This window comes from Pseudomonas soli (genome assembly GCF_900110655.1).
In the GTDB taxonomy this organism is placed as follows: Bacteria; Pseudomonadota; Gammaproteobacteria; order Pseudomonadales; family Pseudomonadaceae; genus Aquipseudomonas; species Aquipseudomonas soli.
Genome location: NZ_FOEQ01000005.1, coordinates 136,400 through 148,848, shown reverse-complemented (window position 1 = coordinate 148,848; position 12,449 = coordinate 136,400). Strand labels below are relative to the sequence as shown.

The 12,449-nt window shown below is 63.3% G+C and carries 10 protein-coding genes; all 10 read left to right on the top strand.

Features of this window, described 5'->3' with window-relative positions:
- The first annotated feature begins 5 nt into the window (after window positions 1-5).
- The 10 genes from BMY03_RS13505 to nuoH all read left to right on the top strand — a co-directional run bounded on the left by BMY03_RS13505 (window position 6) and on the right by nuoH (window position 12,445).
- Complete coding sequence (locus tag BMY03_RS13505) at window positions 6-770, top strand: secretin N-terminal domain-containing protein (protein WP_177182911.1); 765 nt, start codon at window positions 6-8, stop codon at window positions 768-770.
- A gap of 490 nt (window positions 771-1,260) precedes the next feature.
- Window positions 1,261-2,586 (top strand): isocitrate lyase, encoded by a 1,326-nt coding sequence (gene aceA / locus BMY03_RS13500; RefSeq protein ID WP_023630475.1) that lies wholly within the window; start codon window positions 1,261-1,263, stop codon window positions 2,584-2,586.
- A gap of 144 nt (window positions 2,587-2,730) precedes the next feature.
- Entirely contained in the window at window positions 2,731-3,393 is a 663-nt protein-coding gene (locus BMY03_RS13495; RefSeq protein WP_038706423.1) for a lysoplasmalogenase, read from the top strand.
- 380 nt (window positions 3,394-3,773) lie between these two features.
- The gene (locus BMY03_RS13490; protein ID WP_011534614.1) at window positions 3,774-4,187 is read left to right on the top strand and encodes an NADH-quinone oxidoreductase subunit A; all 414 of its coding nucleotides are present in this window, start codon (window positions 3,774-3,776) and stop codon (window positions 4,185-4,187) included.
- 9 nt (window positions 4,188-4,196) lie between these two features.
- Window positions 4,197-4,874 carry a NuoB/complex I 20 kDa subunit family protein gene (locus tag BMY03_RS13485; protein ID WP_008096180.1) on the top strand — a complete coding sequence of 226 codons (678 nt, stop codon included), beginning with the start codon at window positions 4,197-4,199 and terminating at the stop codon, window positions 4,872-4,874.
- A 79-nt stretch (window positions 4,875-4,953) separates the two neighbouring features.
- Entirely contained in the window at window positions 4,954-6,735 is a 1,782-nt protein-coding gene (gene nuoC, locus BMY03_RS13480; RefSeq protein WP_094011339.1) for an NADH-quinone oxidoreductase subunit C/D, read from the top strand.
- A gap of 2 nt (window positions 6,736-6,737) precedes the next feature.
- The gene (gene nuoE / locus BMY03_RS13475; protein WP_012313767.1) at window positions 6,738-7,235 is read left to right on the top strand and encodes an NADH-quinone oxidoreductase subunit NuoE; all 498 of its coding nucleotides are present in this window, start codon (window positions 6,738-6,740) and stop codon (window positions 7,233-7,235) included.
- Window positions 7,232-8,593: an NADH-quinone oxidoreductase subunit NuoF gene (gene nuoF, locus BMY03_RS13470; protein WP_094011338.1), complete on the top strand. Its 1,362-nt coding sequence runs from the start codon at window positions 7,232-7,234 to the stop codon at window positions 8,591-8,593. The genes nuoE and nuoF overlap by 4 nt, the downstream gene beginning before the upstream one ends.
- Before the next feature lie 133 nt (window positions 8,594-8,726).
- Window positions 8,727-11,441: an NADH-quinone oxidoreductase subunit NuoG gene (gene nuoG / locus BMY03_RS13465; protein WP_038706424.1), complete on the top strand. Its 2,715-nt coding sequence runs from the start codon at window positions 8,727-8,729 to the stop codon at window positions 11,439-11,441.
- Window positions 11,438-12,445 (top strand): NADH-quinone oxidoreductase subunit NuoH, encoded by a 1,008-nt coding sequence (gene nuoH / locus BMY03_RS13460; RefSeq protein WP_023631347.1) that lies wholly within the window; start codon window positions 11,438-11,440, stop codon window positions 12,443-12,445. The genes nuoG and nuoH overlap by 4 nt, the downstream gene beginning before the upstream one ends.
- Window positions 12,446-12,449: the final 4 nt, after the last annotated feature.

The window sequence follows — 12,449 nt, the reverse complement described above, 5'->3', positions numbered from 1 at the left end:
CCATCATGTCCATTCCACCCGCGGAGATCATGGACATGCCGCTACGCCCCCTCCTCGCCTCGCTGCTGCTGGCCGCCAGCCTTACGGCCCAGGCCGCCACCGAGGTCATTGCCCTGCAACATCGCAGCAGCGCCGAACTGCTGCCCGCCGCCCAGTCCTTCCTTGGCAAGGACGGCAGCGTCAGCACCTTCGAGGACAAGCTGATCGTCAACGCCAGCCAGGAACGCATCGACGACCTGCGCGCCCTGCTGCAACAGCTCGATACCGCGCCCAAACGCCTTCTGATCAGCGTCGACAACAACGACAGCAACTTCCAGGACAACCGCGGCAACGCCCGCGTGATCCGCTACGGCACAGCCAACCGCGAAGGCGGCATGCAGCAGGTGCAGGCCAGCGACGGCCAGCCGGCACTGATCCAGGTGGGCCATAGCATCCCTGTCACCAGTAGCTCCACCGATGGTTACGGGCGTATCCAGAACAACACCGAATACCGCAACGTGACCCAGGGTTTCTACGTCACGCCACGCCTTAGCGGCGATACGGTTCGCCTGCAAATCAGCACCAATAACGATCGAATGAGCCAGGAACGTGCCGATGTAGTGAAAGTGCAGAGCACCGACACGACCGTTACCGGCAAGCTCGGCGAGTGGATCACCCTGGCCGGGTTCAACCAGCAGAGCCAGTCCGAGCGCAGCGCGTCAAGCCTCACTTACAGCACCCAGCGCGGTGAAAACATGACTTTGCGGGTCAAAGTCGACCTTCTCGACTGACCCCAGGTAATTCAAGGCCTCGACCAAGGGCCTTGAAACTGACCGCCAAGTCGCATTAGACCAAAGATGTAGTAAGCATAAAAAAGCACTACAAAATGTTTGACAGGCTCTTTTCGCCAAGGGCATGATGGCCTCGCTCCCGCTAATCAGAGGCCCTGGCAAGGGTCTTCGAGGTGCGCTCCTCCCACCGTGGAGGCACCTCGTGTCCATACGGCCCACAAGGCGGTTCGACGGGATTGCGACTGCAACGAAGAAGTTGTCCCGAGGGACGGAAGCGCATCACCGCAGTTCTGGCAATCGCGTCGCACCGCAGCAAGGCATCCACGAGCCAACCTGCAGGGCACACCTTCGCCTGGCCTGCCCACCCTTCCCCTTCGCACTTCCCCGTTCGCCGCCGCACTCCCCCGGACAGCACAGCCTGGCCCTCTGACCCGCGTATCCGAGCATCAGCACAATTACACTCAAGATCGATGCGACGAGGTTTATTTCCATGGCACTGACACGCGAACAGCAAATTGCAGCCCTCGAGAAAGACTGGGCCGAGAACCCGCGCTGGAAAGGCGTGACCCGTACCTACACCGCCGCCGATGTCGTTCGCCTGCGTGGCTCCCTGCAGCCGGAGCACACCCTGGCTCGCCAGGGCGCGGAAAAACTGTGGAAGCTGGTCACCCAAGGTGCCCACCCGTCCTTCCGCCCTGAAAAAGATTTCGTCAACTGCATGGGCGCCCTGACCGGCGGCCAGGCTGTGCAACAGGTCAAGGCTGGCATCCAGGCCATCTACCTGTCCGGCTGGCAGGTTGCCGCCGACAACAACTCGGCCGAGTCGATGTACCCCGACCAATCGCTGTACCCGGTCGACTCGGTGCCGACCGTAGTCAAGCGCATCAACAACTCTTTCCGCCGCGCAGACCAGATCCAGTGGAAAGCCGGCAAGAACCCAGGTGACGAGGGCTACATCGACTACTTCGCACCGATCGTGGCCGACGCAGAAGCCGGTTTCGGCGGCGTGCTGAATGCCTACGAGCTGATGAAGAACATGATCGAAGCGGGCGCCGCCGGCGTGCACTTCGAAGACCAGCTGGCCTCGGTGAAAAAATGCGGCCACATGGGCGGCAAGGTACTGGTCCCGACCCAGGAAGCCGTACAGAAGCTCGTGGCTGCCCGTCTGGCCGCCGACGTTGCCGGTGTGCCGACCATCATCCTGGCCCGTACCGACGCCAACGCCGCCGACCTGCTGACCAGCGACTGCGATCCGTACGACCAGCCGTTCGTGATCGGCGACCGTACCCGTGAAGGCTTCTACAAAGTCCGCGCCGGCCTCGATCAGGCCATCTCCCGCGGCCTGGCCTACGCGCCGTATGCCGACCTGATCTGGTGCGAAACCGCCAAGCCGGACCTGGACGAAGCCCGTCGCTTCGCCGAAGCAATCAAGAAGGAATACCCGGACCAACTGCTGTCTTACAACTGCTCGCCTTCCTTCAACTGGAAGAAGAACCTGGACGACGCCACCATCGCCAAGTTCCAGCGGGAGCTGTCGGCCATGGGCTACAAGCACCAGTTCATCACCCTGGCCGGCATCCACAACATGTGGCACGGCATGTTCAACCTGGCGCACGACTACGCCCGCAACGACATGACCGCCTACGTGAAGCTGCAGGAGCAGGAATTCGCTGACGCCAGCAAAGGCTACACCTTCGTGGCGCACCAGCAGGAAGTCGGCACCGGCTACTTCGATGACATGACCACCGTGATCCAGGGTGGCGCTTCGTCGGTTACCGCACTGACTGGTTCGACAGAGGAAGAGCAGTTCCACTGAGTCTGGTGAACTGCTGAACAGGAAGGCCCGGGGCTTGTGAAAGTCCTGGGCCTTTCTTATTGCCTGTACCGACCCTTTTGCGGGGCACAGGCAATACCGCAGATCAGGTCTATGCTTGTGGCTACCCAGCCGCAAGGACCGCCCATGCCTCGTCCAAGCCACCTGATCCTGATCGCCGTCGCAGCCGCTGCCCTCTATATATACGCACTGGCCAGCGACAACGCCCTGCTCGGCCTCCTGAGCAAACCCATCCCGGTCCTGAGCCTGATCGCCTGGCTGGGCAGTACGCCCACCACGCCCTACCGTCGCTGGATCATGATCGGCCTGGCCTTCTCGGTACTCGGCGACATCCTCCTGGCCATCCCCCGCGACCTGTTCGTGTTCGGCCTGGCCGCGTTCCTTTGCGCCCACCTGGCGTACCTTCGCGGTTACTGCAGCCTGACCCAACGCCCGGCCTACCCCTCACTGGCCTTCGCACTGCTGGTGGGCGCCTCGCTGTTCGGCCTGCTCGCCAGCCACGGCCTGGGCCCACTGCTGATCCCGGTGGCGCTGTATGCCCTTGCGATCTGCTGCATGCTCTGGCGCGCCCTGGCGTGTGGCGGTGTCGCCGCAATGGGTGCCTGCGCCTTCGTGTTCTCCGACAGCCTGATCGGCATCGACCGCTTCGTCAGCCCGTTCGCCGCTGCCGAGTACCTGATCATCCTGTCCTACTGGCTCGGCCAGTGGCTCATTGCCGCGTCGGTCAGCCGCGGCGCAAACGACAAAGTATTGATCCAGAGCGGTACCCGCAGCATCGGAAGCTGCTAGAACGAGAGTTTTTCGCATTTGCAAGTGGGCAGATCGGCTGATGAACTTTGCAAGGCCCAGAACAGCTAAAACAATACAGCCCATATCAAATGATATTAATTATCATTACGCAACTAGTCAGTCATTACGCGGGGTAAGAAACATAATTAACAAATCCGCGTGCAATGCCCGAAACTCAAGGCTTTCAGCCAGTTACGAAAGATTTTTGTTCTTAAACCTACGAATAAATTTGCAACGGAAATTTTACTTGCACTGGGTTTACCCATAAAATCAGCGCGATTGATTCAGCTGCGACATTTGGTCACTGCGTCTGCGACACCACGTCGCCGCTCTACTTATTTCAGACTGCAGAGCTGGGTCTCTGTATAAGGATTTCTAGCATGTCCGATTCGGCAGGACTCATCGCCCACAACTGGGGCTTTGCCATCTTCCTCCTGGGTGTCGTCGGCCTGTGTGCCTTCATGCTCGGCCTGTCCAGCCTGCTCGGTAGCAAGGCCTGGGGTCGCGCCAAGAACGAACCCTTCGAATCCGGCATGCTGCCCGTTGGCAGTGCCCGCCTGCGCCTGTCCGCCAAATTCTATCTGGTCGCGATGCTGTTCGTGATCTTCGATATCGAAGCCCTCTTCCTGTATGCATGGTCTGTGTCCGTCCGCGAAAGCGGCTGGACCGGATTCGTCGAAGCACTCGTTTTCATAGCAATTCTGTTGGCAGGTCTTGTCTACCTATGGCGCGTCGGGGCGCTCGATTGGGCTCCCGAAGGTCGCCGCAAGCGGCAAGCGAAGCTGAAACAATGAGGCTTTGGCATGCAATACAATCTCACCAGAATCGATCCGGACGCACCTAACGAGCAGTATCCGGTCGGTGAGCGGGAAACCGTCACCGATCAACTGCTGGAAGACCAGGTCCACAAGAACATCTACATGGGGAAACTCGAGGATGTGCTGCGTGGCGCGGTCAACTGGGGTCGCAAGAACTCCCTCTGGCCGTACAACTTCGGCCTTTCCTGCTGCTACGTGGAAATGACCACGGCCTTCACGGCACCCCACGACATCGCCCGCTTCGGCGCCGAAGTCATCCGGGCCTCGCCGCGTCAGGCCGACTTCATGGTCATCGCCGGTACCTGCTTCGTGAAGATGGCGCCGATCATCCAGCGCCTGTACGAGCAGATGCTCGAGCCCAAGTGGGTCATCTCCATGGGTTCGTGCGCCAACTCCGGCGGCATGTACGACATCTACTCGGTCGTTCAGGGGGTCGACAAGTTCCTCCCCGTGGACGTGTACGTGCCTGGCTGCCCGCCGCGCCCCGAGGCGTTCCTGCAAGGCTTGATGCTGCTGCAGGAATCGATCGGCCAGGAGCGACGCCCGCTTTCCTGGGTTGTTGGCGATCAAGGCATCTACCGTGCCGAGATGCCCGCCCAGAAAGACCTGCGTCGCGAACAGCGTATCGCGGTAACCAACCTGCGCAGCCCCGACGAAGTCTGATCCAGCGACCTGCCGCCCGCTCCCCCAGGAGCCGGCGGCCTGGCTTCATTCTTAACGTTGACCCAAAGCGACCGAGACCATGACAGCGGACAACGCTATTTATATTCCGCCTTACAAGGCTGACGACCAGGATGTGGTCGTCGAACTGCACAACCGATTCGGCGCCGACGCTTTCGTCGCCCAGGAAACCCGCACCGGCATGCCGGTACTGTGGGTAAAGCGTGCCCAGCTCAAAGAAGTACTTTCCTTCCTGCGCAACGTCGCCAAGCCGTACAGCATGCTGTACGACCTGCACGGCGTCGACGAGCGCCTGCGCACCCAGCGCCGCGGCCTGCCGGCCGCCGACTTCAGCGTGTTCTACCACCTGCTGTCGGTCGAGCGTAACAGCGACGTGATGATCAAGGTGTCGCTGAGCGAAGGCGACCTCAACTTGCCGACCGTCACCGGTATCTGGCCCAACGCCAACTGGTACGAGCGTGAAGTCTGGGACATGTTCGGCATCGACTTCGCCGGCCACCCGCACCTGAGCCGCATCATGATGCCGCCGACCTGGGAAGGTCACCCGCTGCGCAAGGACTACCCGGCCCGCGCTACCGAATTCGACCCCTACAGCCTGACCCTGGCCAAGCAGCAGCTTGAAGAGGAATCGGCACGTTTCAACCCGGAAGCCTGGGGCATGAAGCGTTCGGGCGCCAACGAGGACTACATGTTCCTCAACCTCGGCCCCAACCACCCTTCGGCCCACGGTGCCTTCCGTATCGTCCTGCAGCTGGACGGCGAAGAGATCGTCGATTGCGTGCCGGATATCGGCTACCACCACCGTGGTGCCGAGAAGATGGCCGAACGTCAGTCGTGGCACAGCTTCATCCCCTACACCGACCGTATCGACTACCTCGGCGGGGTGATGAACAACCTGCCGTACGTACTGGCGGTAGAGAAGCTGGCCGGCATCCAGGTGCCGCAGAAGGTCGACGTGATCCGCATCATGCTCGCCGAATTCTTCCGCATCACCAGCCACCTGCTGTTCCTGGGCACCTATATCCAGGACGTCGGCGCCATGACCCCGGTGTTCTTCACCTTCACCGACCGCCAACGCGCCTACACCGTGATCGAGGCGATCACCGGTTTCCGCCTGCACCCGGCCTGGTACCGCATCGGTGGCGTCGCCCACGACCTGCCGCGCGGCTGGGACAAGCTGGTCAAGGACTTCGTCGAATGGCTGCCCAAGCGCCTCGACGAATACACCAAGGCCGCCCTGCAGAACAGCATCCTCAAGGGCCGTACCATCGGCGTTGCCGCGTACAACACCAAGGAAGCCCTGGCCTGGGGCACCACCGGTGCCGGCCTGCGCTCCACCGGTTGCGACTTCGACCTGCGTAAAGCCCGCCCCTACTCCGGCTACGAGAACTTCGAATTCGAAGTACCGCTGGCCCACAACGGCGATGCCTATGACCGCTGCATGGTCCGTGTCGAGGAGATGCGCCAGAGTATCCGCATCATCGACCAGTGCCTGCGCAACATGCCGGAAGGACCGTACAAGGCGGACCACCCGCTGACCACGCCGCCGCCGAAAGAGCGCACCCTGCAGCACATCGAGACCTTGATCACCCACTTCCTGCAAGTCTCGTGGGGCCCGGTCATGCCGGCCAACGAGTCGTTCCAGATGATCGAGGCGACCAAGGGCATCAACAGTTACTACCTGACGAGCGATGGCGGCACCATGAGCTACCGCACCCGGATCCGTACCCCGAGCTATCCGCACCTGCAGCAGATCCCTTCGGTGATCAAAGGCAGCATGGTTGCGGACCTGATCGCGTACCTGGGCAGTATCGACTTCGTTATGGCTGACGTGGACCGCTAAGCATGAACAGCACGCTTATCCAAACCGACCGTTTCGCCCTGAGCGAAACCGAGCGCTCGGCCATCGAGCACGAGATGCATCACTACGAGGACCCGCGCGCGGCGTCCATCGAAGCCCTGAAGATCGTGCAGAAAGAGCGCGGCTGGGTGCCGGACGGCGCCATCTACGCCATCGGCGAAGTGCTGGGCATCCCCGCCAGCGACGTCGAGGGTGTGGCCACCTTCTACAGCCAGATCTTCCGCCAGCCGGTCGGCCGCCACATCATCCGCGTATGCGACAGCATGGTCTGCTACATCGGCGGCCATGAATCGGTGGTCAGCCAGATCCAGAGCGAGCTGGGCATCGGCCTCGGCCAGACCACCGCGGACGGGCGCTTCACCCTGCTGCCGGTGTGCTGCCTGGGCAACTGCGACAAGGCCCCGGCGCTGATGATCGACGACGACACCTTTGGCGACGTGCAACCTGCCGGCGTCTCCAAGCTGCTGGAGGGTTACGTATGACCATCACTTCCTTCGGCCCGGCCAACCGCATTGCGCGCAGCGCCGAAACCCACCCGCTGACCTGGCGCCTGCGCGACGACGGCGAGCCGGTCTGGCTGACCGAGTACGAGTCCAAGAACGGCTATGCCGCCGCGCGCAAGGCGCTGGCCGACATGTCCGCCGACGACATCGTGCAGAGCGTCAAGGACTCCGGCCTCAAGGGCCGGGGCGGCGCGGGCTTCCCCACTGGCGTGAAGTGGGGCCTGATGCCCAAAGACGAATCCATGAACATCCGCTACCTGCTGTGCAACGCGGATGAAATGGAGCCCAACACCTGGAAGGACCGCATGCTGATGGAGCAACAGCCCCATCTGCTGGTCGAGGGCATGCTGATCAGCGCCCGCGCCCTTAAGGCCTACCGTGGTTACATCTTCCTGCGTGGCGAATACACCACCGCGGCGAAGAACCTCAACCGCGCCATCGATGAAGCCAAGGCCGCCGGCCTGCTGGGCAAGAACATCCTGGGTTCCGGTTTCGACTTCGAGCTATTCGTGCACACCGGTGCCGGGCGTTACATCTGCGGTGAAGAGACCGCGTTGATCAACTCCCTCGAAGGCCGTCGCGCCAACCCGCGCTCCAAGCCGCCCTTCCCTGCCGCCGTCGGCGTGTGGGGCAAGCCGACCTGCGTTAACAATGTCGAGACCCTGTGCAACGTGCCGGCCATCGTCGCCAACGGCAACGACTGGTACAAGTCGCTGGCCCGCGAAGGCAGTGAAGACCACGGCACCAAGCTGATGGGCTTCTCCGGCAAGGTGAAGAACCCGGGCCTGTGGGAGCTGCCATTCGGCGTCACCGCCCGCGAGCTGTTCGAAGACTACGCTGGCGGCATGCGCGACGGCTTCAAGCTCAAGTGCTGGCAGCCTGGCGGCGCCGGTACCGGCTTCCTGCTGCCCGAGCACCTCGATGCGCAGATGTATGCCGGTGGCATCGCCAAGGTCGGCACCCGTATGGGTACCGGCCTGGCCATGGCGGTCGACGACAGCGTCAACATGGTGTCGCTGCTGCGCAACATGGAAGAGTTCTTCGCCCGCGAGTCGTGCGGCTGGTGCACCCCTTGCCGTGACGGCCTGCCGTGGAGCGTGAAGATGCTGCGCGCACTGGAGAACGGCCAAGGCCGCGCCGAAGACATCGAGACGCTACTGGGGCTGGTCAACTTCCTCGGCCCAGGCCGTACCTTCTGTGCTCATGCACCAGGTGCCGTCGAGCCATTGGGCAGTGCCATCAAATACTTCCGCTCGGAGTTCGAGGCCGGTGTGGCGCCAGAAAGCGCTGGCACCCTGCGCCCGAACCTGGCGAAGCCGATCGTGGTCGGCGCATAACAAGATGAAACAGCGGATGGTCCGTGCCATCCGCCAGCCTGCTGGCCGGCCCGAACGACTCGAGGCCGGCCGCAAGCTCACCGATTTCCATTAGCCACGCCCGCTCACGCGGGCCAACGAAGAACTTTGAACAATGGCCACTATCCACGTAGACGGCAAAGCGCTCGAAGTCAACGGTGCGGACAACCTGTTACAGGCATGTCTGTCACTCGGCCTCGACATCCCCTATTTCTGCTGGCACCCGGCGCTCGGTAGCGTCGGCGCCTGCCGGCAGTGCGCGGTCAAGCAGTACACCGACGAGAACGACACCCGTGGTCGTATCGTCATGTCCTGCATGACCCCTGCCTCCGACGGCACCTGGATCTCCATCGACGATGAGGAGTCCAAGGCGTTCCGCGCCAGCGTCGTCGAATGGCTGATGACCAACCACCCGCACGACTGCCCGGTGTGCGAGGAAGGCGGTCACTGCCACCTGCAGGACATGACGGTAATGACCGGCCACAACGAGCGCCGCTACCGTTTCACCAAGCGTACCCACCAGAACCAGGACCTCGGCCCGTTCATCGCCCACGAGATGAACCGCTGCATCGCCTGCTACCGCTGCGTGCGCTACTACAAGGACTACGCCGGCGGCACCGACCTGGGCGTATACGGCGCCCACGACAACGTGTACTTCGGTCGCGTCGAAGACGGCGTGCTGGAAAGCGAGTTCTCCGGCAACCTCACCGAGGTCTGCCCGACCGGTGTGTTCACCGACAAGACCCACTCCGAGCGCTACAACCGCAAGTGGGACATGCAGTTTGCCCCGAGCATCTGCCATGGCTGCTCCAGCGGTTGCAACATCAGCCCCGGCGAACGCTACGGCGAACTGCGCCGCATCGAGAACCGCTTCAACGGCTCGGTGAACCAGTACTTCCTGTGCGACCGTGGCCGCTTCGGCTATGGCTACGTCAACCGCAAGGACCGTCCGCGCCAGCCACACCTGGCCGATGGCAGCAAGCTGTCCCTCGACGCCGCCCTGGACAAGGCCGCCGACCTGCTGCGCGGTCGCACCATCGTCGGCATCGGCTCGCCACGCGCCAGCCTCGAGAGCAACTACGGCCTGCGCGAGCTGGTCGGTGCCGAGTACTTCTACTCGGGCATGGAGGCTGGTGAGCTGGCCCGCGTACGCCTGGCGCTGGACGTGCTGAACAACAGCCCGCTGCCGGTGCCGACCCTGCGCGACATCGAAGACCACGACGCCGTGTTCGTGCTCGGCGAAGACCTGACCCAGACCGCCGCCCGTGTCGCCCTGGCCGTGCGCCAGGCCACCAAGGGCAAGGCCGAGGCCATGGCCGACGCCATGCGCGTGCAGCCTTGGCTGGACGCCGCGGTGAAGAACATCGGCCAGCACGCGCTGTACCCGCTGTTCATCGCATCCTTGGCTGAAACCAAGCTGGATGACGTTGCCGAAGAGTGTGTACACGCCGCTCCCGCCGACCTCGCCCGTATCGGTTTCGCCGTGGCCCATGCCATCGACCCGAGCGCGCCTGCCGTTGCCGGCCTGGACGACGAAGCCAAGGCCCTGGCCCAGCGCATCGCCGACGCCCTGGTCGCTGCCCAGCGCCCACTGGTCGTCGCCGGTACTTCGCTGGCCGACCCTGCGCTGATCGAAGCCGCCGCCAACATCGCCAAGGCCCTCAAGCTGCGCGAGAAGAACGGTTCGCTGAGCCTGGTCGTGCCTGAGGCCAACAGCCTCGGTCTGGCGATGATGGGCGGTGAGTCCGTCGACGCGGCGCTGGACGCCGTGATCAGCGGCAAGGCCGACGCCATCGTCGTGCTGGAAAACGACCTGTACGCCCGCGTACCGGCCGCCAAGGTCGACGCCGCGCTGGCTGCGGCCAAGGTGGTGATCGTCGCCGATCACTCGAAAACCCCGACCGTTGACCGTGCCCACCTGGTGCTGCCGGCGGCTTCGTTCGCCGAAGGCGATGGCACCCTGGTCAGCCAGGAAGGCCGTGCCCAGCGCTTCTTCCAGGTGTTCGACCCGCAATACCTGGACAGCAGCATCCAGATCCACGAAGGCTGGCGCTGGATGCACGCCCTGCGCGCGACCCTGCTGAACAAGCCGGTGGACTGGACCCAGCTGGACCACGTCACCAGCGCCTGCGCCGAAGCCGCACCGCAACTGGCCGGCATCGTCAACGCAGCACCTTCCGCCGCGTTCCGCATCAAGGGCATGAAGCTGGCCCGCGAGCCGCTGCGCTACTCGGGTCGTACCGCCATGCGCGCCAACATCAGCGTGCACGAGCCGCGTACCCCGCAGGACAAGGACACCGCGTTCGCCTTCTCCATGGAAGGCTACTCGGGTTCGGCCGAACCGCGTCAGCAGGTTCCGTTCGCCTGGTCGCCGGGCTGGAACTCGCCGCAAGCCTGGAACAAGTTCCAGGACGAGGTGGGTGGCCATCTGCGTGCCGGTGACCCAGGCGTACGCCTGATCGAGACCCAAGGCGACCGCCTGGGCTGGTTCACCGCCATCCCTGGCGCGTTCAACCCGGCTCGCGGCACCTGGACCGCGGTTCCGTTCTTCCACCTGTTCGGCAGCGAAGAGTCCTCCTCGCGCGCCGCTCCGGTGCAGGAGCGCATCCCGGCCGCCTACGTCGCCTTGGCCAAGTCCGAAGCCGACCGCCTGGGCGTCAACGACGGCGCGATGCTGAGCCTGAACGTGGCCGGTGTGTCGCTGCGCCTGCCGCTGCGTATCAATGAAGAACTGGGCGCTGGCCTGGTTGCGTTGCCCAAAGGCCTGGCCGGCATTCCGCCCGCCATCTTCGGTGCAGCCGTCGAAGGCCTGCAGGAGGCAGCACAATGAGCTGGTTCACCCCCGAAGTGATCGACGTGATCATTCAGGTCGTCAAGGCAATCGTGGTGCTGCTGGCCGTGGTGGTCTGCGGCGCGCTGCTCAGCTTCGTCGAGCGTCGCCTGCTGGGCTGGTGGCAGGACCGCTACGGCCCGAACCGGGTCGGCCCGTTCGGCATGTTCCAGATCGCCGCCGACATGCTGAAGATGTTCTTCAAGGAAGACTGGAACCCGCCCTTTGTCGACAAGGTGATCTTCACCCTGGCCCCCGTAGTCGCCATGAGCGCGCTGCTGATCGCCTTCTCGATCATCCCGATCACCCCGGGCTGGGGCGTGGCCGACCTGAACATCGGCCTGCTGTTCTTCTTCGCCATGGCCGGCCTGTCGGTCTACGCCGTGCTGTTCGCCGGCTGGTCGTCGAACAACAAGTACGCCCTGCTCGGCAGCCTGCGCGCTTCGGCGCAGACCGTGTCCTACGAAGTGTTCCTGGGCTTGGCGCTGATGGGCGTGGTGGTGCAGGTGGGTTCGTTCAACATGCGCGACATCGTTGACTACCAGGCCCAGAACCTGTGGTTCATCATTCCGCAGTTCTTCGGCTTCTGCACCTTCTTCATCGCTGGCGTCGCCGTGACCCACCGTCACCCGTTCGACCAGCCGGAAGCGGAACAGGAACTGGCCGACGGCTACCACATCGAATACGCCGGCATGAAATGGGGCATGTTCTTCGTCGGTGAGTACATCGGCATCATCCTCATCTCGGCGCTGCTGGTGACCCTGTTCTTCGGTGGCTGGCACGGCCCGTTCGGCCTGCTGCCGCAGGTACCGTTCCTGTGGTTCGCCCTGAAGACCGCGTTCTTCATCATGCTGTTCATCCTGCTGCGCGCCTCGATCCCGCGCCCACGCTATGACCAGGTGATGGACTTCAGCTGGAAGTTCTGCCTGCCGCTGACCCTGATCAATTTGCTGGTGACCGCTGCGATCGTGCTCTACAACACGCCAGCCGTCGCGGCCCAGTGAGGAT

What these genes read in the sequence shown, in the direction of transcription:
- nuoG (WP_038706424.1), top strand. Translation starts at nt 8,727, where the DNA reads ATGGCCACTATCCACGTAGACGGCAAAGCGCTCGAAGTCAACGGTGCG.
- nuoE (WP_012313767.1), top strand. Translation starts at nt 6,738, where the DNA reads ATGAACAGCACGCTTATCCAAACCGACCGTTTCGCCCTGAGCGAAACC.
- BMY03_RS13505 (WP_177182911.1), top strand. Translation starts at nt 6, where the DNA reads ATGTCCATTCCACCCGCGGAGATCATGGACATGCCGCTACGCCCCCTC.
- nuoC (WP_094011339.1), top strand. Translation starts at nt 4,954, where the DNA reads ATGACAGCGGACAACGCTATTTATATTCCGCCTTACAAGGCTGACGAC.
- BMY03_RS13490 (WP_011534614.1), top strand. Translation starts at nt 3,774, where the DNA reads ATGTCCGATTCGGCAGGACTCATCGCCCACAACTGGGGCTTTGCCATC.
- BMY03_RS13495 (WP_038706423.1), top strand. Translation starts at nt 2,731, where the DNA reads ATGCCTCGTCCAAGCCACCTGATCCTGATCGCCGTCGCAGCCGCTGCC.
- nuoH (WP_023631347.1), top strand. Translation starts at nt 11,438, where the DNA reads ATGAGCTGGTTCACCCCCGAAGTGATCGACGTGATCATTCAGGTCGTC.
- aceA (WP_023630475.1), top strand. Translation starts at nt 1,261, where the DNA reads ATGGCACTGACACGCGAACAGCAAATTGCAGCCCTCGAGAAAGACTGG.
- BMY03_RS13485 (WP_008096180.1), top strand. Translation starts at nt 4,197, where the DNA reads ATGCAATACAATCTCACCAGAATCGATCCGGACGCACCTAACGAGCAG.
- nuoF (WP_094011338.1), top strand. Translation starts at nt 7,232, where the DNA reads ATGACCATCACTTCCTTCGGCCCGGCCAACCGCATTGCGCGCAGCGCC.